We start from the raw sequence: 20,093 nt of genomic DNA, 5'->3' as shown, positions 1-20,093 counted from the left end.
ACGGAAAACAATGCAAAAGCCTGTTCTGACAATTGGCCTGGTGGCCGGTGAAACGTCCGGTGACATTCTTGGCGCCGGGCTGATTCGAGCACTGAAAAAACATCATCCTGATGCCCGTTTTGTAGGGGTCGCAGGTCCGCTGATGCAGGCGGAAGGATGTGAAGCCTGGTACGAAATGGAAGAGCTGGCTGTGATGGGCGTGGTGGAAGTTTTAGAACGGCTGCCACGCCTGTTGAAAATCCGCAAAGACCTCACCCGGCGTTTCAGCGAACTTCAGCCAGATGTTTTCGTGGGCATTGATGCTCCCGACTTCAATATCACACTGGAAGGCCGCCTGAAACAGCGTGGTATCCGCACGATTCATTATGTCAGCCCTTCCGTATGGGCCTGGCGACAAAAACGTGTTTTCAAAATCGGGAAAGCAACTGACTTAGTGCTGGCGTTCCTGCCTTTCGAAAAAGCGTTTTACGACAAATTTAACGTTCCATGCCGTTTTATCGGTCACACGATGGCGGATGCCATGCCTTTGCATCCGGACAAGCAGGCGGCTCGTGCATCGCTTGGGATCCCTGATGATGTCCATTGCCTGGCATTATTGCCGGGAAGCCGACATGCCGAAGTAGAAATGCTCAGCGCAGATTTCCTGAAGACAGCGTTACAGCTGCGACAGACTTACCCTGATTTGCACATCGTGGTGCCGTTGGTTAACGCCAGACGTCGCGAGCAATTCGAGCGTATCAAGGCTGAGATTGCGCCTGATCTGCCTGCGCATTTGCTCGATGGCAAAGGGCGTGAAGCGATGATTGCCAGCGATGCTGCGCTTCTTGCGTCTGGCACTGCCGCGCTCGAGTGTATGCTGGCGAAATGCCCGATGGTCGTGGGTTATCGCATGAAGCCTTTTACGTTCTGGCTGGCGGAGCGTCTGGTGAAAACCCCTTATGTATCCCTGCCAAACTTGCTGGCAAGACGGGAAATTGTCACCGAATTGCTGCAAACCGAATGCGTACCGGAAAAGCTTTCTGCCGCACTTCTGCCGTTACTGGCGGGTGGTGAAAAAAGCGAGGAATTGCGTAAAATTTTCCTGGATTTGCATGAAAGCATTCGCCGTGATGCTGATGAGCAGGCCGCTCAGGCCGTAATGGAGCTGGCAAACCGATGAGTGAATTATTTGTTTATCCGCAGGCCGTGTGTATTGCCGGTGTGGATGAAGTTGGCCGCGGCCCGCTGGTCGGCGCAGTGGTGACGGCTGCGGTGATCCTCGATCCTGCCAACCCGATTATGGGGCTGGCGGATTCAAAGAAGCTCACCGAAAAACGTCGCGAAGCGTTATACATCGAAATCAAAGAAAAGGCGCTGGCCTGGAGTCTCGGACGGGCAGAGCCGCATGAAATTGATGAACTGAACATCCTGCATGCCACGATGCTGGCCATGCAAAGAGCCGTCGCCGGTCTGGCACTGACGCCGGATATGGTGCTGATTGATGGCAACCGCTGCCCGAAACTGCCGATGGCCTCACAGGCCGTGGTGAAAGGCGACAGTAAAGTCGCTGAAATCAGTGCGGCATCCATTCTTGCCAAAGTGACCCGCGATCGCGAAATGGTTGAACTGGATTTGCAGTTCCCTGAATATGGTTTTGCAAAGCACAAAGGCTATCCGACGCCGGTGCATCTTGAAAGCCTCGCCCGGCTTGGTGCGACAGTACATCACCGCCGCAGTTTTGCGCCGGTAACACGCGCACTCGGGCTGGCCTAGCGCGTCACTTTGTTTTTGCCCCTGACTTTTATTTATAAAATGGCGGGGCACATAAACTCTTAATTCACATATTTCTGGACTCTGGATATGGCCGAACCTCGTTTTATTCATCTGCGCGTACATAGCGACTATTCCATGGTGGATGGCCTCGCGAAAGTGGGTCCGCTGGTGAAATGCGCAGCGTCACTCGGCATGCCTGCTCTGGCTATCACCGATTTCACCAACCTGTGCGGGCTGGTTAAATTTTACGGTGCGGCGCACGGCGCAGGCGTTAAGCCGATTATCGGCGCAGACCTGAATGTTCAAAGTGAAATCCTCGGCGATGAACTCGCGCAACTGACCGTACTGGCGATGAACAATCAGGGTTATCAGAACCTGACCCTGCTCATTTCCCGTGCTTATCAGCGCGGCTATGGCGCGGCGGGCCCGATTGTTGACCGCGAGTGGCTGGCAGAGCTGAATGAAGGGCTGATCCTGCTTTCCGGCGCAAAAATGGGCGATGTCGGCAAGTTCATGATCCGCGGAAATGGCCCGCAGGTTGAGCAATGCCTGGAGTTCTATCAGCAATATTTCCCCGATCGTTATTATCTCGAACTGATCCGCACCGGTCGCGCAGAGGAAGAAAACTACCTGCATGCCGCCGTGGCGCTGGCGACGGAGCGCGGTTTGCCCGTTGTGGCCACCAACGACGTGCGTTTTATGGTTCCGACGGACTTTGATGCCCATGAGATCCGCGTAGCAATCCACGATGGCTTTACGCTTGATGACCCGAAACGCCCGCGAAACTACACCGCGCAGCAGTACATGCGCAGTGAAGATGAAATGTGTGAGCTGTTCGAAGATATCCCGGAAGCGCTGCAAAACAGCGTGGAAATCGCCAAGCGCTGTAATGTCACGATCCGTCTGGGCGAGTATTTCCTGCCGCAGTTCCCGACGGGCGAAATGACCACGGCTGATTTTCTGGTCGAAAAATCAAAAATCGGGCTGGAGGAGCGCCTGGAGTTTTTATTCCCGGATCCTGAAGTCCGCGCGCAACGTCGCCCTGAATATGACGAACGTCTGGATATCGAACTCAAAGTTATCAACCAGATGGGCTTCCCGGGCTACTTTCTGATCGTTATGGAGTTCATCCAGTGGTCGAAAGATAACAGCGTGCCGGTCGGGCCGGGACGTGGTTCCGGTGCGGGTTCACTGGTGGCCTATGCGCTGAAAATCACGGATCTGGATCCCCTTGAATTCGATCTTCTGTTCGAACGTTTCCTTAACCCTGAACGTGTTTCCATGCCCGACTTTGACGTCGACTTTTGCATGGAAAAACGCGACAGGGTTATCGATCACGTCGCGGAAATGTACGGTCGCGAAGCGGTTTCACAGATCATTACTTTTGGTACGATGGCGGCGAAAGCAGTTATCCGTGACGTGGGCCGCGTGCTGGGTCATCCCTACGGTTTCGTCGATCGCATTTCGAAATTAGTTCCGCCGGATCCGGGTATGACGCTGGAAAAAGCGTTTGCTGCTGAACCTCAGTTGCCTGAAATTTATGAGGCGGATGAAGAAGTTAAGTCGCTTATCGACATGGCGCGTCAGCTGGAAGGCGTTACACGAAATGCCGGTAAGCACGCCGGTGGTGTGGTTATAGCGCCGACGAAAATTACCGACTTTGCGCCGCTCTATTGCGACGCCGAAGGTAATCATCCGGTTACACAGTTCGATAAAAACGACGTGGAATATGCCGGGCTGGTGAAGTTCGACTTCCTGGGCCTGCGTACGCTGACGATCATCGACTGGGCGCTGGAAATGATCAACGCGCGCCGTGCAAAAGCGGGTGAAGCACCGCTGGATATCGCTGCGATCCCGCTTGATGACAAGAAAAGTTTCGACATGCTGCAACGCTCGGAAACCACTGCGGTTTTCCAGCTTGAATCCCGTGGCATGAAAGATTTGATCAAACGCCTCAAACCCGACAGCTTCGAAGATATGATCGCACTGGTGGCGCTGTTCCGCCCGGGGCCGTTACAGTCGGGAATGGTAGATAACTTCATCGACCGTAAACACGGTCGTGAAGAGATTTCTTACCCCGATATCCAGTGGCAGCATGAGTCCCTGAAACCGGTACTGGAGCCGACCTACGGCATCATTTTGTACCAGGAACAGGTTATGCAGATTGCGCAGGTTCTGGCGGGTTATTCGCTGGGCGGCGCAGACATGTTACGTCGTGCAATGGGTAAGAAAAACCCGGTCGAAATGGCTAAACAGCGCGGCGGCTTCGAAGATGGCGCTAAATCACGCGGCGTTGACGGCGAACTGGCCATTAAAATCTTTGACCTGGTAGAGAAATTTGCCGGTTACGGCTTTAACAAATCTCACTCAGCCGCCTACGCTTTAGTGTCGTACCAGACGTTGTGGCTGAAAGCGCACTATCCGGCCGAATTCATGGCGGCGGTAATGACCGCGGATATGGATAACACCGAGAAAGTTGTCGGGCTGGTGGATGAATGCTGGCGTATGGGCCTGAAAATCCTGCCCCCGGACATCAATAGCGGTCTGTATCACTTCCACGTCAACGACGAAGGTGAAATCGTTTACGGCATCGGCGCGATAAAAGGCGTGGGTGAAGGCCCGATTGAAGCGATTATTGAAGCGCGTAATGAAGGCGGCTATTTCAAAGAGTTGTTTGATTTGTGCGCGCGTGCCGACGTTAAAAAGCTGAACAAACGCATTCTCGAAAAACTGATTATGTCCGGCGCTTTTGACCGGCTTGGGCCGCATCGCGCCGCTCTGATGAGTTCTCTTAGTGACGCGCTGAAAGCGGCCGATCAGCACGCGAAGGCGGAAGCGATTGGTCAGGTGGACATGTTTGGTGTTCTGGCCGAAGCGCCTGAACAGGTTGAGAAATCTTACTCAAACGTGATGCCGTGGCCGGAACAAACGGTGCTCGACGGCGAGCGGGAAACGCTCGGCTTGTATCTGACCGGGCATCCGATCACGCAGTATCTGAAAGAGATTGAACGTTATGGCGGCGGCCAGCGTTTGAAAGATATGCACCCGACGGATCGGGGCAAAATGACCGTCGCAGTGGGGTTGGTTCTCGCTGCTCGCGTCATGGTCACCAAACGCGGTAACCGCATTGGGATCTGTACGCTTGACGATCGTTCCGGTCGTCTCGAAGTGATGTTGTTCACCGAAGCGTTGGAAAAATTCCAGCATTTATTGGAAAAAGACCGTATCCTTATCGCCACAGGACAGGTCAGCTTTGATGACTTCAGTGGCGGGCTTAAAATGATGGCCCGCGATGTAATGGACATCAGTGAAGCACGGGAAAAATATGCTCGCGGTCTTGCTATCTCGCTGACTGACAGGCAAATTGATGACCAGCTTTTGAACCGTCTCCGCCAATCGTTGGAACCTCACCGATCGGGGACGATACCAGTGCATCTGTATTACCAACGAGAAAATGCAAGAGCCCGGCTGCGATTCGGGGCGTCATGGCGTGTTACGCCAACGGACAAACTGTTGCTGGATTTGCGAGGCCTGGTCGGTAGTGAGCAGGTGGAACTGGAATTTGACTAAAATAGGAATGCTATGAGTCTGAATTTTCTTGATTTTGAACAGCCGATTGCGGAACTGGAAGCGAAAATTGACTCGCTGACTGCAGTCAGCCGTCAAGACGAAAAATTAGATATTAATCTGGACGAAGAAGTTGCACGCTTGCGCGAGAAAAGCGTTGAACTGACCCGTAAGATTTTCTCTGATCTGGGCGCCTGGCAGATTGCCCAACTGGCGCGCCATCCTCGTCGCCCTTATACCCTGGATTACATCAAACATATCTTTACCGATTTTGATGAACTGGCGGGTGACCGTGCATTCGCGGACGATAAAGCTATCGTTGGTGGTATTGCTCGTCTGGGCGAACGTGCTGTGATGATCATTGGTCATCAGAAAGGCCGTGAAACCAAAGAGAAAATTCGTCGTAACTTCGGTATGCCTGCACCTGAAGGGTATCGCAAAGCGTTACGCCTGATGGAAATGGCCGAACGTTTCAAACTGCCAATTATCACCTTCATCGACACCCCGGGTGCATACCCTGGTGTGGGTGCGGAAGAACGTGGCCAGTCTGAAGCGATCGCCCGCAACCTGCGCGAAATGTCGCGCCTGAACGTCCCGGTTATCTGCACCGTTATTGGTGAGGGGGGTTCCGGTGGTGCTCTGGCAATCGGTGTGGGTGACAAAGTTAACATGCTGCAATATAGCACCTACTCGGTAATTTCACCGGAAGGCTGTGCGTCGATTCTGTGGAAAAGCGCAGATAAAGCGCCTCTGGCTGCGGAAGCGATGGGGATTGTTGCCCCGCGTCTGAAAGAGCTGAAACTGATCGACTCCGTGATCCCGGAACCTCTGGGTGGCGCGCATCGTAACGTTGAGGCGATGGCCGCTTCTCTGCGTGCACAACTGGAAGCTGACCTGAGCGATCTGGATGTTCTGAGCACTGAAGAACTGCGCAACCGTCGTTATCAGCGTCTGATGACTTACGGTTACTGCTGATATCAGCAATGTATTGCGAAAGGCTATGCTCCGGCATAGCCTTTTTTATTACCCGTTTTTTCCTCTCAGATTTTCCTGCATTCTTAAATTCCCTCTTTTTGGTCGAAACCCGGTGGTAAAGGGTACACAGCGTCCGTTAACCGTGTTTCTATAAATACCTGAGAGATATACAACAGAAGGATTTGTCAGATGAATATTATCGCTATCATGCGCCCGGAAGGGGCCTACTATAAAGATGAGCCAATCCGTGAACTGGATAGCGCGCTGACGCTTCTCGGATTCCAGATTATTTATCCGCGCGATCGTGCCGACTTACTGAAACTCATCGAAAATAATGCCCGTATCTGCGGGGCGATTTTCGACTGGGACCAGCACAGTGAAGAGCTGTGTACGGAAATCAATGAACTGAATGAATACCTGCCGCTTTACGCGTTCATCAATACGCACTCCACGCTGGACGTTGATGTTAATGAGATGCGCATGGTCTTGTATTTCTTCGAGTATGCTCTGGCTGCTGCCGATGATATTGCCAAGCGTATCCGTCAGTACACCGATGAATATATCGATACCATCACGCCGCCGCTGACCAAAGCGTTATTTACCTATGTGGAAGAAGGGAAATATACCTTCTGTACGCCCGGACATATGGCCGGTACGGCCTTTCTGAAAAGCCCGGTCGGGACGCTTTTTTATGACTTCTTCGGGGCTAAGACCCTGAAAGCGGATGTGTCGATTTCGGTAACGGAACTCGGTTCTCTGCTCGACCATACCGGCCCGCATTTAGAGGCGGAGGAATACATCGCGCGAACATTTGGGGCGGAGCAAAGCTATATCGTTACCAATGGCACATCCACGGCAAACAAAATTGTCGGGATGTACGCCGCGCCTGCGGGCAGCACCGTGCTGATTGACCGAAACTGCCACAAATCTCTGGCGCATCTGATGATGATGACCAACATCGTGCCGGTGTACTTGCGTCCGAACCGCAATGCCTACGGTATTCTGGGCGGAATCCCGCAATGGGAATTCACACGTGAAAGCATCGAAGAGAAGATCGCGCAGACCGAAAATGCCACCTGGCCCGTGCATGCTGTGATCACTAATTCCACCTACGACGGGCTGCTTTACAACACGGACTACATCAAAAGCACGCTGGATGTACCGTCGATTCACTTTGATTCCGCGTGGGTGCCTTACACCAATTTCCATCCGATTTATGATGGCAAAAGTGGAATGAGCGGCGAGCGGGTTCCCGGCAAAGTGATTTATGAAACGCAGTCGACGCATAAATTGCTGGCGGCTTTCTCACAGGCTTCCATGATCCACATTAAAGGCGACTACAACGAAAGCACCTTTAATGAAGCCTACATGATGCACACCACCACATCGCCGAACTACGGCATTGTGGCGTCGGCAGAAACTGCGGCGGCTATGTTGCGCGGAAATCCCGGACGGCGGCTCATCAACCGTTCTGTGGAACGTGCGCTGCATTTCCGTAAAGAGATACAACGGCTGCGTGAAGAAACTGACGGCTGGTTCTTCGATATCTGGCAACCTGAGCATATTGATGAAGCAGAGTGCTGGCCGCTGAATCCTGATCAGAACTGGCATGGGTTTGCTGATGCGGATACCGATCATATGTATCTGGATCCGATCAAAGTGACGATCCTGACGCCCGGTATGAATGAAATGGGCAAACTTGAAGAAGAGGGGATCCCGGCGGCGCTGGTGGCGAAATTCCTTGATGAGCGCGGCGTAGTGGTGGAAAAAACGGGTCCGTACAATCTGCTTTTCCTGTTCAGTATTGGTATTGATAAAACCAAATCCATGAGCCTGATGCGCGGGCTGACAGATTTCAAACGCAGCTATGATCTTAATCTTCGGGTCAAAAATATGCTTCCGGACCTCTATGCGGAAGATCCGGATTTCTACCGTAATATGCGCATTCAGGATCTGGCTCAGGGGATCCACAAACTGATTGTCCGCCATGATCTTCCGCGTCTGATGATCGAGGCTTTTGATGTATTGCCGGAAATGAAAATGACGCCATATGAAATGTTCCAGCATCAGGTGCGCGGGTATATCGATGAGTGCGACATTGACGAACTGATTGGCAAAGTGTCCGCTAATATGATTCTGCCGTATCCACCGGGCGTGCCCGTGGTGATGCCCGGTGAGATGATTACGCAAGAGAGCCGGGCCGTTCTCGATTTTCTGATCATGCTGTGTTCTATCGGTGAGCGTTATCCGGGATTTGAAACGGATATTCATGGAACCCGTCTCACAGAAGACGGACGCTATCTGGTAAAAGTTTTAAAACTCCCGGAAGCGGGTTAACAAACCGCCCTCTTCGTGAGGGCTTTTTATTGACGTCTGCAAACACCCTGAGTAACGTGCACAGCAGGAATTAACAGGAAATCATCATGCTTAATCTTCGTCAGGTTCATCACATCGCGGTCATTGGTTCTGATTATCAGGCCAGTAAACATTTCTATTGCGATATTCTTGGGTTTACCTTACTTGGCGAGTTTTACCGCGAGGAACGTGATTCCTGGAAAGCCGATCTGGCACTGAACGGCCAGTATACGATTGAGTTGTTCAGCTTCCCGAATCCACCTGCCCGTCCAAGCCGGCCTGAATCCTGCGGTTTGCGCCATCTGGCGTTCAGCGTTGAAGATATCGGGCAGTCCGTCAGTGTGCTGAACGCAGCCGGTGTCTCTTGCGAACCGGTGAGAACAGATCCTTATACCGGCAAACAGTTTACTTTTTTCACCGATCCCGACGGCCTGCCGTTAGAGCTTTACGAATCCCGGTAATCTCATGAATCGTCATCCGTCAGCACTGTTTCTGACTGAACATCTGCGCACCAAAATTGGCTCTGCGCGAAAACTTTGCGTGGCATTTAGCGGCGGTCTGGATTCAACCGTTTTGCTGGCTGGTCTTGCACAGTTGCGGGACAACCAGATCCCGGACTTACGGCTGCGGGCATTACATGTGCATCACGGATTAAGCCAGTTTGCGGATGACTGGGCGAAGCATTGCCATGATTTTTGTCAGCTGTGGAATATCGGGCTGTCGGTCATCAAGGTTCAGGTAAATGCCCGTGATGGCGGGATTGAAGCGGCAGCAAGAGCTGCGCGTTATCAGGCATTTTCAACACAGCTGGAAGAAGGGGAAGTCTTACTGACAGCGCAACATCTTAACGATCAGTGTGAAACGTTTTTGCTGGCGCTCAAACGCGGCAGTGGCCCTGCGGGTTTGTCGGCGATGAGCGCGGACAGCATGGAGCTGGGCTATCGGCTGATGCGGCCGTTGCTCGATCTCAGCCGGGATCAGCTTGAGGAATACGCAGATCAACACCAGCTGACGTGGATCGAGGATGACAGCAATCGTGATGCCCGTTTCGATCGTAATTTTTTGCGACTCGATATTCTCCCTCCGCTCTATGCGCGCTGGCCACACTTTGCGCAATCCACCGCCCGCAGCGCTTCGTTGTGCGCGGAACAGGAATCTCTGCTGGATGAACTGCTCAGTGAGTCCCTGACTGCATTAACAGATGAACAGGGGAGTTTATCCGTTGAGGGCATGGAGAGTTTCTCGGCGGCAAGACGTTTCGCGCTGCTGCGCCGCTGGCTGGCTGGACGGGGAGCAAAAATGCCTTCCCGCGAACAGCTCCAGAGAGTTTGGGACGAAGTGGCGTTAAGCCGTGAAGATGCACAGGCGCAGCTTCAGCTTGGGAGTCTTGTTGTGCGACGTTTTCGCCAGCGTCTGTATCTGTTGCCCCAATATTCATCCCTCAAAGATCAGATCATCAGCTGGGATCCTGCTGACAAACTTCTGTTGCCTGACGCTCTGGGTGTTTTATCAGTTTCTGCAATTCGTGATGCGGGTGATGAAAACTGTGTCATCCGTCAGCCGCGCGCGGGGGAAACGATCACCGTTCGCTTCCATGCTTCCGGGATGATTGAAAAGGTTGGGCGCGATCGTGCCCGTCAGGCGAAAAAGTTGTGGTCTGAGTTAGGCGTGCCGCCCTGGCAACGGGATCGCATTCCGCTGGTTTATTACAATGAACAGCTTATTGCTGCGCCTGGCTGGTTTATCACCCGTCAGGCACTGGCTGAAAATAACGAAGAGCAATGGCGGCTGTTATGGTCCGTTGCCCAATAAAATAGAAAGCAGTTAATTTTGGGGAGTTGTAATGCTGAGAGTTTTGTTGCGGGCAATGGCAGGGGTATTGCCGCTGATATTGCTGAGTTCACCGGTTCTGGCTCAGGGAAGCAGTGCTGATGGTCAGTCTAAAGCGGCAAGCTGTGCGGCATGCCACGGCGCAAAAGGAAAAGCGGTTAATGCTATTTACCCTAATCTGGCCGGGCAAAATGAAGACTACCTGGCACTGGCGCTGCGTGCTTATCAGAAAGGAGAACGCAGCGGCGGGCAGGCGGGTGTCATGCAGGCATTTACGTCATCACTGTCTGAGCAGGATATCAGTGATCTGGCAGCCTACTATGCCAGTCTGACGCCGCTTAAATAGGAAATGGGTCGGTTGCAGAAATGCAAACGGGCAACCCTGAGATTGCCCGTTAGTCATAGTGACGGAGGTTTTCGCTTATTCTGCGCTCACGACCACCGTGCCAATTTCCGGATGGCTAAAGCTTTCAATATGGTCAAGCCGCAGATCGCGTTGTTCTCCGCTGGCCTCGACCACCAGATACTCCACTTTCTTACGCATTAACAAATCTTTGGCTTTTGCCTCAACGACTTCTCCGCTACGCAGCTTCAGCGTCAAAACCAGGTGATGCTGGCAGGCGAGCTCGAGATTATCGTAGTCATCACAATTGATGGGTTGGTACTCATCATTCATCGACATAATCGCTCACCAATAAGTTAGCGGCGGCGTAGGCCGCCTGGTCCCTAACGGAAGACGGAAGCTCAGCATTCGCTGCCACTTCGTCCAATGCTTTCAATACACAACCCAACGCATCGGGCACATATCCGAGATCGCCGCTGGCGATCTCAGAATATTTACGGCGTACCAACTCACAGTATTGTTGCATAAGTTCTCCCTAAAAAGCGTATCCCCCTGAGGAAAGCGCAGAAAGATAAACTCTCAGTATTTAACGACTATAGCACAGGAGAGTGTGAGTTATTAGCAGGCCTGTAAAGGTAAATCGTTTGCGTACAGCCTTTATTCAGAAGGTCCATCGGGGGAAAACTGGTTTAGGCAGGACGCTTTCAAGTACACTGTGCGTCTGATATCAAGAGGTTTCCCATGGCGCTAAAAGCAACAATTTATAAAGCAGCAATCAATATTGCTGATATGGATCGTAATTTCTTTCATGACGCCAACCTGACTTTGGCCCAGCATCCCTCAGAAACAGAACAACGAATGATGCTGCGTCTGCTGGCATGGATTTATCATGCAGATGAACGCCTGACTTTTACCCGCGGATTAAGTGCGGAAGATGAACCTGAAATCTGGCGTAAAAACGATCATAACGGCATCGAATTATGGGTTGAATTAGGATTGCCGGATGAGAAGCGTCTGAAAAAGGCCTGTAACCAATCGCGCGAAGTCGTACTTTACGCTTATGGTGAGAGAGCGGCAAAAGTCTGGTGGTCGCAAATCGAAGGAAAAGTCAGAGGTTTTAACAACCTTCGCATTCGATATTTAGAAGACGAGCTTCTGAATCAGCTGACCGCTTTTGGCAGCCGAACCATGGATTTACAGGCAACTTTACAGGATGGAACTATTTGGCTTTCCGATGCTCAGAGTAATTTGGAAATTCATTTTTCTGAATGGAAAGAGTTTGCCGGAAATGACGGAAGGTAATCAGCGTGCTAATCCTTTCCGGAAAACTGGAAATCCCTGACAGCGAAATCGAATTAACGGCGATCCGCGCGCAGGGAAATGGTGGTCAGAACGTCAATAAAACATCAACGGCGATCCATTTACGCTTTGATATTAAAGCGTCAAGTTTGCCAGAATATTACAAAGAGCGGTTACTGGCATTCAATCACCACTCTATTACTGCCGACGGGTGGGTAATTATTAAAGCCCAGGAATACCGGAGTCAGGAGCAGAACCGCGAAGCCGCTGTAGCCCGGCTGAGTACATTGATTTCGCAGGCGATGGTGGTAGAAAAACCTCGCCGGGCGACGAAGCCGACCAAAGGGTCCAAAATTCGTCGCGTAGAAAGTAAGGTGCGCAAAGGTGCCACAAAAGCATTACGAGGCAAAATTCGTCAGCCTTAAATCGTGTTGCAGGACAATCTTTATCGCAGCACAAGGAAAAAGCAGTAGGGGAGAAACTGTGAAAAAAATCATTATCACGGCAGTGCTGGCGCTCGGGGCGCTGTCACTGTTCGGCTGCCACACCGCTGCCTTCAATCATGAAAAACCGCTTCAGGCGATGCAGCAAAGTTACAGCGGTGTTTTGCCTTGCGCAGATTGCAGCGGCTTAAAAACCTCATTGTTCCTGCAACAGGACGGCACTTACATCTTGCAGGAAGTGTATCAGGGCAGCAAAGAGGGCGATCAGAGCTTCGCCAGCTACGGCCGTTGGGCGCGTACGGCAGATAAACTGGTGCTGACTGACAGCCGTGGCGAGAAGCGCTATTTCCATCCAAAAGATGAAAATCTGGAAATGCTTGATCACAGCGGTGAGCCGATCGTTTCTTCGTTCAACTACACGCTGAAACCTGTGCAGCAGAGCCTGCCTAAAACGCCAATGGCACTGACCGGCATGATGCAATACAGCGCCGATGCGGCCTCTTTTAAAGATTGCGCAACGGGAAATATTTTCCCGATGTCCGCCAATAAAACGCTGGAAGCCGGTTATCTTGCTGCGCGTAAAGCGCCGAACCAGCTGGTCTTCATCTCGATGGACGGTCATTTTATGACAGAACCGTCAATGAAAGAGGGGCAGATGCAACGGGCGGTTGTTGCGGATAAGAATATCAGCTTTGATGCCAATAAGGTTTGCCCTTAGGTTTTAAGCTTTTATCGGATTACACAAACAAAAATGCCCGCGCGATGCGGGCATTTTTATGGGCGAACGTTTGTCGCTAAAATATTAACGCGGGATCTGGCTCAGCAGATATTCAACAATATCGCCTTGCTTGATCATTTGTTTTTCACCGCTGCGGCGGTTTTTATATTCCAGCTCTTCGGCGTCCAGATTACGATCGCCAATCACCACGTGGTGTGGAACACCGATCAGTTCCATGTCTGCAAACATGACGCCCGGACGCTCTTTACGATCGTCGAGGATCACATCGATACCGTGTGAACGCAGTTCTTTGTACAACGCTTCCGCCGCATCTTTCACGCGGAAAGATTTGTGCATGTTCATTGGCAGAATCGCAACCTGGAACGGGGCAATAGCATCCGGCCAGATAATTCCACGGTCATCGTGGTTCTGTTCGATAGCCGCAGCGACCACGCGGGTCACCCCAATGCCGTAGCAGCCCATGGTCATGACCTGATTACGGCCATCTTCACCCTGAACTGTCGCATTCATTGCTTCTGAGTATTTAGTACCCAGCTGGAAGATGTGGCCAACTTCGATACCGCGTTTGATGACCAGAGAACCCTGACCGTCCGGGCTTGGATCGCCGGCAACTACGTTACGGATATCTGCCACTTCTGGCAGCGCAACATCGCGATCCCAGTTAATGCCAAAGTAATGCTTACCGTCGATGTTTGCGCCAGCGCTGAAATCGCTCATCGCGGCAACGGTGCGGTCAGCAACAACTGGCATTGGCAGATTAACCGGGCCGAGTGAACCCGGACCTGCTGCAACGATTTCACGGATTTCAGCTTCAGTTGCGAAAGTCAGCGGAGCAGCAACTTGCGGCAGTTTTTCAGCTTTGATTTCGTTCAGTTCATGATCACCACGAACCAGCAGAGCAACCAGTTTATGACCACTTTCAGCCGTCGCGTGTACCATCAGGGTTTTCACGGTTTTCTCAACCGGAACCTGGAACTGTTCTGTCAGTTCAGCGATGGTTTTCGCATCGGGTGTTTCCACCACACGCATTTCCTGCGTAGCGGCGGCACGCGGTGCAGCCGGAGCCAGCGCTTCTGCGAATTCGATATTGGCAGCGAAATCTGAAGAGTCAGAGAACACCACGTCATCTTCGCCACTTTGTGCCAGTACCTGGAATTCATGGGACGCGCTGCCACCGATAGAACCGGTATCAGCCAGCACAGCACGGAAATCCAGACCCATGCGGTTGAAGATTTGGCTGTAAGCCGCATACATCGCGTCGTAAGTTTCCTGAAGGGATTCCTGCGTCGTGTGGAACGAGTAGGCATCTTTCATCAGGAATTCACGAGAACGCATCACACCAAAACGCGGGCGAACTTCATCACGGAATTTGGTCTGGATCTGGAAGAAATTCAGCGGCAGTTGCTTGTAAGAGCTGACTTCGTTGCGGATCAGATCCGTAATGACTTCTTCGTGGGTTGGACCCAGTACGAACGGACGATCGCCACGGTCAACGAAACGCAGTAGTTCCGGGCCGTATTGTTCCCAACGTCCGCTCTCCTGCCACAAATCTGCGGGCTGAACTACCGGCATAGACACTTCAATGGCGTTCGCGTTGTTCATTTCTTCGCGTACGATGTTTTCAACTTTTTTGAGAACACGTAAGCCTGTCGGCAGCCAGGTGTACAGGCCGGAGGCCAGTTTGCGAATCATACCAGCGCGAAGCATCAGCTGGTGGCTGATGACTTCTGCGTCGGCTGGCGTCTCTTTCAGTGTAGAGAGCAGATATTGAGTAGTACGCATGATGTGTTGGTTCCGTTAGCACTGCAAATTGCAATCGGGCTGCCAGTGGCAGCCAAAACGTGAAAAGTGGCTTAGTTTACCAGCGAGTTGGTGTTGCCAAAAGAGACGCAGAGGAAATTTAGTCTTCGTCGAGGGACAATACCTGATTCAGGGAACCCACAACCCGCCAGCGGACATTAAATTCCAGCAGGCGAACGGCGTAATCCCGCTCAGCAGATTCACCTTTGCGGTAAGCAGGACGCGGATCCTGCCCTAATACCTGTGTAATAAAGCGGCGCAGATGCGGATATTTTTCTGCATTTTTTGCCAGTTGAGATTCTGCCTGAGGGAGAAATTCCACGGGCATATCAGCTTGCGGCGCATGTTGGGCAAAACCTGCACGGGCTTCAGGATGGCTTTCTGCAAACGGCAGATAAGGTTTGATATCAACAACGGGGGTGCCATCGACGAGGTCGAGACTGCCGAGTTGCAGAATCACACTCTGCCCCTGACAGCGAATGCCTTTCAGTTCAACCAGCGACATGCCCAGCGGATTGGGGCGAAAGGTTGAACGTGTGGCAAACACGCCGGTACGGATATTGCCACCAAGGCGCGGCGGACGCACAGTCGGGCGCCATCCCCCGTCCATTGTCTGATGAAAGATGAACATCACCCATAAATGGCTGAAATCTTCCAGCCCGCGTACGGCCTCGGGCTGGTTATAAGGCGCATGAAGATGTAATTCGCCGTCACCATCCTGAACTAACCTCGGCTGGCGCGGAACAGCAAACTTCTCTTTGTAAGGAGAATGAATGGTCCCTATTTGCTCAAAAGAAAATGAGGTCATTTAAAGGTGACATTCAGGGCCGAACCCTGACAAATTGCCTGCTGGTAGCATCCGGGGACGCCGCCGACGATCTCGCACTGATGCAGCAGCACCGCATTTGCTTTCATATAAGAGGCGCGGGTAAGCATTCTTTTACGCGCAGCCGCAAGGCTTGGTGGCGTATCGTTTTGATCGCTCTGGCAGGACTCGCCAGAAACTTCACCCAGGTCGCGGAAAGGTGTTCCGACCAGAGCTTCAGCATCTTTATACAGTTTGACGGGGGCAGGGCGAACCGGAGCCGGTTTTGGTTTGACAGGTTTTGGCTCTTCTTTAACAACAGGTGCAGTGGTTGTTGGCTGTGTGTGTTGAGTCAGGGAACAACCCGCCAGCAAAAGTGCCGACAAACAGAGAGGTAAAGCACGCATGGTATGTCCTCTGCTTTTTTAATATGTTTACAGGAAAGAATGTGGCGTTATTGAACCAAGGTATTGAGGAAATAACAAGGCGGGCATAAGCCCGCCTTGAATTTATTTGTGAAAGGAATATTTGCGAGAGTAATTATCAGGATAAATACTGAGTTCCTGACATTCGCGAATTACCAGCCTTTCACCGCGCCGCCGTTGAAGATCTTGTTGGCAGCCGCGTTAACTTCATCAGACTGATAAGCCTGAACGAATTTCTTCACGTTTTCAGCGTCTTTATTGTCTTCACGCGCAACGATCAGGTTAACGTATGGAGATTCTTTATCTTCAACGAAGATGCCGTCTTTTTCTGGCGTCAGGTTGATCTGGCTGGCGTAAGTTGTGTTGATTACAGCCAGTGCGATTTTTGCATCATCCAGTGAACGTGGCAGTTGTGGTGCTTCCAGCTCAACCAGCTTCAGGTTTTTAGGGTTCTCAGTGACATCCAGAACAGTCGGCAGCAAGCCAACACCGTCTTTCAGTTTGATCAAACCTTGTTTTTGCAGCAGCAATAACGAACGGCCCAGGTTAGTCGGGTCGTTTGGCAATGCAACCTGATCGCCATCTTTCAGCTCATCGATAGATTTGATTTTTTTAGAGTAACCGGCGATTGGGTAGACGAAAGTGTTGCCGACCGGAACCAGTTTATACCCACGATCTTTAATCTGCTGATCAAGGTATGGTTTATGCTGGAAGGCGTTAACATCGATATCGCCTTTGCTCAGCGCTTCGTTTGGCAGAACGTAGTCGTTGAAAGTCACCAGCTCTACGTCAAGACCGTATTTTTCTTTAGCGACTTTCTGTGCAACTTCAGCAACCTGCTGTTCAGAACCGACAATCACACCCACTTTAATATGGTTAGGATCCTGTTCTTTCGGCCCGCAACCAACTAAAGCCAGCGCTCCCAGAAGTGCGCCGACAACTGCAATGGATTTAAATTTATTAGACATGTCCTTTCCTCAATAAGCGGATAAAAATTATTCGCAGGGTTAGCTATTACAGCAGTTGTTTCATTATTTGTGCGTGACTGCTTTTACGATGCGGTCGCCGCAAAACTGAATTAAATACACCAAAACGACTAACAGGACTAATACCGTATTCATTACAGTTGCGTCATAACCAATGTAACCGTACTGATAACCGATTTGCCCTAATCCACCGGCACCGACAGCACCGCCCATAGCGGAATAACCCACCAGAGTGATCAGCGTGATAGTGGCTGCGTTGACCAGACCCGGCAAGGCTTCCGGCAACAAGATTTTACGAATGATTTGCATCGGTGTGGCGCCCATGGCGCGCGAGGCTTCAACCAGACCGCTTGGGATTTCCAGCAACGCATTCTCCACCATACGTGCGATAAATGGCGCCGCGCCAACGGTCAGGGGGACAATTGCTGCCTGCAAACCGATAGAAGTCCCGACGATCAGACGTGTGAACGGGATCATCCAGACCAGCAGGATAATAAAAGGTATAGAACGGAAAATGTTAACCAGCGCAGACATCACGCGATAGACGTTTTTGTTTTCAGCAATCTGGCCCGGACGGGTGACGTAAAGCAGCACGCCAAAAGGCAGACCCAAAACGAAACCGAAGAAGCCAGAGGTCAGTGTCATGATGACAGTTTCCCAAATCCCCCTACCCATTAACCACATCATTGGCTCAGACATAACCGAGTACCTCTACTTTTACCTGATTTTCATGCAGGAACTGAATGGCTGCCTGAGTGCTTTCTTCTGCACCGTGCATTTCTGTCAGCATAATCCCGAACTTCACGCCGCCGGCATAATCCATCTGAGCACTGATAATATTGTTGTTTACGTCGAAACGGCGCACGGCCTCTGAAAGCAGCGGCGCATCAACGGACTGACCGGTGAATTCCAGGCGTAATAAAGGTACCCGACCGGCTTCAGGTTCAGGAACCAGACGTACGGCGTAATCTTCCGGGACATCCAGGTGCAGAGTAGACTGAATAAACTGCTGCGCCAGCGGGGTTTTAGGGTGTGAGAACATCTCACTCACTTTATCCTGCTCGATTAATTTGCCATCGCTGATCACCGCAACCTGATCGCAAATGCGCTTAACGACATCCATCTCGTGGGTGATCAACAAAATAGTTAATCCAAGGCGACGGTTGATATCTTTCAGCAATTCAAGAATTGCGCGGGTTGTCGCCGGGTCAAGAGCACTGGTCGCTTCATCGCACAGTAAGACTTTAGGATTGCTGGCCAGAGCGCGTGCAATCGCCACGCGTTGTTTTTGACCACCGGAAAGATTGGCCGGATAAGCATCATGTTTATCTTCCAGGCCTACAAGACTCAGCAACTCTGAAACACGTTTTTTGATTTCAGCAGAAGAGAGGTTATCCAGCTCCAGCGGTAGTGCCACATTGCCAAAGACAGTACGTGACGACAGCAAATTAAAGTGCTGAAAAATCATACCAATCTGGCGACGTGCGCGGGTCAGCGCTTTCTCGGAGAAGGACATCAGATCCTGACCATCAACCAGTACCTGGCCTTTGGTCGGACGTTCCAGCAAATTGACGCAGCGGATTAATGTACTTTTCCCCGCGCCAGATGAGCCGATTACGCCATAAATTTGCCCGGCAGGGACGTGAAGACTCACGTCAGAGAGCGCGACTATCTGGCGCGAGCCCTGCTGGAAAACCTTGGTGATGTTTGAAAGTTTAATCATATTATTTTTTATTCTGTCTTTTTGCCGTGACGTGGTGAAATTAACTCTGCGGGAGCACTTTCCCGAAGCATGTCGTGGATGCTAAGGCGTCTAGACGTCTAAGTCAACCAGGTTAGCGTTCTCACGAGCAGTGAAAACATGCGATACTGACGCCGTTAACCCGCCATCAGGAGCAAATTCGTGGCACAACCAGTTTCAGCAATCTTTCTTGACCGTGATGGCACTTTGAATGTCGACCACGGCTATGTACATGAAATCGATGATTTCCAGTTTATCGATGGCGTTATTGATGCCTGCCTAAAACTCAAAGAGATGGGCTTCTTATTGGTATTAGTGACCAATCAGTCCGGTATCGCGCGCGGCAAGTTTACCGAAGATCAGTTTATGACGCTGACGGAGTGGATGGACTGGTCGCTTGCCGACAGAGGTGTCGATCTCGACGGCATCTACTTCTGCCCGCATCATCCCGAAGGTACCGTTAAAGAGTTTACTCAGGTTTGCGATTGCCGTAAGCCTCTGCCAGGTATGTTTATGACGGCTAAAGAGGAGCTCAATATTGATATGGCTTCTTCTTATATGGTGGGCGATAAGCTGGAAGATATGCAGGCAGCGGCAGCTGCAGGCGTGGGGACTAAGATTTTAGTTCGCACAGGCAAGCCGGTAACTCCAGAAAGTGAAACTGCAGCAGATGCCGTATTGGAAAGCCTTGCTGCTTTGCCTTCCTTTATAGCAAAAGGGCAGAAATAAGGTTCTTTGGATAAAAAAACGGCAAACGAAATAAAACTGTATTTATTCGCTTGCCATTAAAATTCAACTCCCTATAATGCCGCTCCATCGACAGGGAACAACGTGAACAACATCACGAAGTGACCGGGTCGGAAAGATTAAAAACAGCGGCAGCCGGATAAAATAAACGGTTGACACTGAATGAGGAAAGCGTAATATACGCCACCTCGAGTTAGCAAGCGAAAGCGCGTAACTCACTGCTCTTTAACAATTTATCAGACAATCTGTGTGGGCACTCACAAGACGATATCAGCCACCTCGGTGG

Annotated in this window: 20 protein-coding genes; 12 read left to right on the top strand and 8 right to left on the bottom strand. The window is 51.4% G+C overall.

From position 1 onward, the window contains the following. Positions 1–10 precede the first annotated feature (10 nt). From lpxB to IV433_RS20275, 8 genes are all read left to right on the top strand, one after another. Positions 11–1,159: a lipid-A-disaccharide synthase gene (lpxB, locus tag IV433_RS20310; protein ID WP_195815765.1), complete on the top strand. Its 1,149-nt coding sequence runs from the start codon at positions 11–13 to the stop codon at positions 1,157–1,159. After that, positions 1,156–1,752 carry a ribonuclease HII gene (gene rnhB, locus IV433_RS20305; protein ID WP_195815766.1) on the top strand — a complete coding sequence of 199 codons (597 nt, stop codon included), beginning with the start codon at positions 1,156–1,158 and terminating at the stop codon, positions 1,750–1,752. The genes lpxB and rnhB overlap by 4 nt, the downstream gene beginning before the upstream one ends. A gap of 87 nt (positions 1,753–1,839) precedes the next feature. Continuing rightward, positions 1,840–5,322, top strand: coding sequence for a DNA polymerase III subunit alpha (gene dnaE, locus IV433_RS20300; protein ID WP_195815767.1), 3,483 nt, complete (start codon positions 1,840–1,842; stop codon positions 5,320–5,322). 12 nt (positions 5,323–5,334) lie between these two features. Then, positions 5,335–6,294, top strand: coding sequence for an acetyl-CoA carboxylase carboxyl transferase subunit alpha (gene accA / locus IV433_RS20295; protein ID WP_101079205.1), 960 nt, complete (start codon positions 5,335–5,337; stop codon positions 6,292–6,294). Positions 6,295–6,483: 189 nt separating this feature from the next. After that, positions 6,484–8,631, top strand: a complete 2,148-nt coding sequence (locus tag IV433_RS20290; protein ID WP_195815768.1) for a lysine decarboxylase LdcC — start codon at positions 6,484–6,486, stop codon at positions 8,629–8,631. Between the two features lie 86 nt (positions 8,632–8,717). Then, a complete protein-coding gene (locus IV433_RS20285; protein WP_195815769.1) occupies positions 8,718–9,110 on the top strand; it encodes a VOC family protein in 393 nt (130 codons plus the stop codon). A gap of 4 nt (positions 9,111–9,114) precedes the next feature. After that, positions 9,115–10,461, top strand: a complete 1,347-nt coding sequence (gene tilS, locus IV433_RS20280; RefSeq protein WP_195815770.1) for a tRNA lysidine(34) synthetase TilS — start codon at positions 9,115–9,117, stop codon at positions 10,459–10,461. Between the two features lie 31 nt (positions 10,462–10,492). Further along, positions 10,493–10,825, top strand: a complete 333-nt coding sequence (locus IV433_RS20275) for a c-type cytochrome (RefSeq protein WP_195815771.1) — start codon at positions 10,493–10,495, stop codon at positions 10,823–10,825. 75 nt (positions 10,826–10,900) lie between these two features. Here IV433_RS20275 and rof read toward each other — a convergent pair whose 3' ends face one another. Both rof and IV433_RS20265 read right to left on the bottom strand, forming a co-directional pair. Next, entirely contained in the window at positions 10,901–11,161 is a 261-nt protein-coding gene (gene rof / locus IV433_RS20270; protein WP_101079200.1) for a Rho-binding antiterminator, read from the bottom strand. Then, positions 11,148–11,348, bottom strand: a complete 201-nt coding sequence (locus IV433_RS20265) for a YaeP family protein (protein WP_015696108.1) — start codon at positions 11,346–11,348, stop codon at positions 11,148–11,150. The genes rof and IV433_RS20265 overlap by 14 nt, the downstream gene beginning before the upstream one ends. Positions 11,349–11,563: 215 nt before the next feature. Here IV433_RS20265 and IV433_RS20260 point away from each other — a divergent pair, with 215 nt between their 5' ends. From IV433_RS20260 to nlpE, 3 genes are read left to right on the top strand one after another with little or no spacing between them, the layout of a single operon-like run. Then, positions 11,564–12,124 (top strand): YaeQ family protein, encoded by a 561-nt coding sequence (locus IV433_RS20260; RefSeq protein WP_152326538.1) that lies wholly within the window; start codon positions 11,564–11,566, stop codon positions 12,122–12,124. Between the two features lie 5 nt (positions 12,125–12,129). Further along, the gene (gene arfB / locus IV433_RS20255) at positions 12,130–12,546 is read left to right on the top strand and encodes an alternative ribosome rescue aminoacyl-tRNA hydrolase ArfB (RefSeq protein WP_165061789.1); all 417 of its coding nucleotides are present in this window, start codon (positions 12,130–12,132) and stop codon (positions 12,544–12,546) included. Between the two features lie 58 nt (positions 12,547–12,604). Next, a complete protein-coding gene (gene nlpE, locus IV433_RS20250; RefSeq protein ID WP_195815772.1) occupies positions 12,605–13,282 on the top strand; it encodes an envelope stress response activation lipoprotein NlpE in 678 nt (225 codons plus the stop codon). Positions 13,283–13,366: 84 nt separating this feature from the next. On the opposite strand, the gene proS is transcribed toward nlpE, so the two are convergent. The 6 genes from proS to metN all read right to left on the bottom strand — a co-directional run bounded on the left by proS (position 13,367) and on the right by metN (position 19,042). After that, the gene (gene proS, locus IV433_RS20245; protein ID WP_195815773.1) at positions 13,367–15,085 is read right to left on the bottom strand and encodes a proline--tRNA ligase; all 1,719 of its coding nucleotides are present in this window, start codon (positions 15,083–15,085) and stop codon (positions 13,367–13,369) included. A gap of 118 nt (positions 15,086–15,203) precedes the next feature. Next, on the bottom strand, positions 15,204–15,911 hold the full coding sequence (gene tsaA / locus IV433_RS20240; protein WP_195815774.1) for a tRNA (N6-threonylcarbamoyladenosine(37)-N6)-methyltransferase TrmO: 708 nt from the start codon (positions 15,909–15,911) through the stop codon (positions 15,204–15,206). Further along, positions 15,908–16,315 (bottom strand): Rcs stress response system protein RcsF, encoded by a 408-nt coding sequence (gene rcsF / locus IV433_RS20235; protein WP_195815775.1) that lies wholly within the window; start codon positions 16,313–16,315, stop codon positions 15,908–15,910. The genes tsaA and rcsF overlap by 4 nt, the downstream gene beginning before the upstream one ends. 170 nt (positions 16,316–16,485) lie before the next feature. Continuing rightward, positions 16,486–17,301 carry a MetQ/NlpA family lipoprotein gene (locus IV433_RS20230; RefSeq protein WP_195815776.1) on the bottom strand — a complete coding sequence of 272 codons (816 nt, stop codon included), beginning with the start codon at positions 17,299–17,301 and terminating at the stop codon, positions 16,486–16,488. Between the two features lie 63 nt (positions 17,302–17,364). Then, positions 17,365–18,018: a methionine ABC transporter permease MetI gene (locus tag IV433_RS20225; protein WP_104924647.1), complete on the bottom strand. Its 654-nt coding sequence runs from the start codon at positions 18,016–18,018 to the stop codon at positions 17,365–17,367. Then, positions 18,011–19,042 (bottom strand): methionine ABC transporter ATP-binding protein MetN, encoded by a 1,032-nt coding sequence (metN, locus tag IV433_RS20220; protein ID WP_195815777.1) that lies wholly within the window; start codon positions 19,040–19,042, stop codon positions 18,011–18,013. Before metN ends, IV433_RS20225 begins: the two co-directional genes overlap by 8 nt. 180 nt (positions 19,043–19,222) lie before the next feature. Here metN and gmhB point away from each other — a divergent pair, with 180 nt between their 5' ends. After that, on the top strand, positions 19,223–19,789 hold the full coding sequence (gmhB, locus tag IV433_RS20215) for a D-glycero-beta-D-manno-heptose 1,7-bisphosphate 7-phosphatase (RefSeq protein ID WP_195815778.1): 567 nt from the start codon (positions 19,223–19,225) through the stop codon (positions 19,787–19,789). The last annotated feature ends 304 nt before the right edge of the window (positions 19,790–20,093 follow it).

The organism is Rahnella laticis, from assembly GCF_015644585.1.
Classification (GTDB): Bacteria; Pseudomonadota; Gammaproteobacteria; order Enterobacterales; family Enterobacteriaceae; genus Rahnella; species Rahnella laticis.
This window is presented reverse-complemented; position numbering and strand designations above follow the sequence as displayed.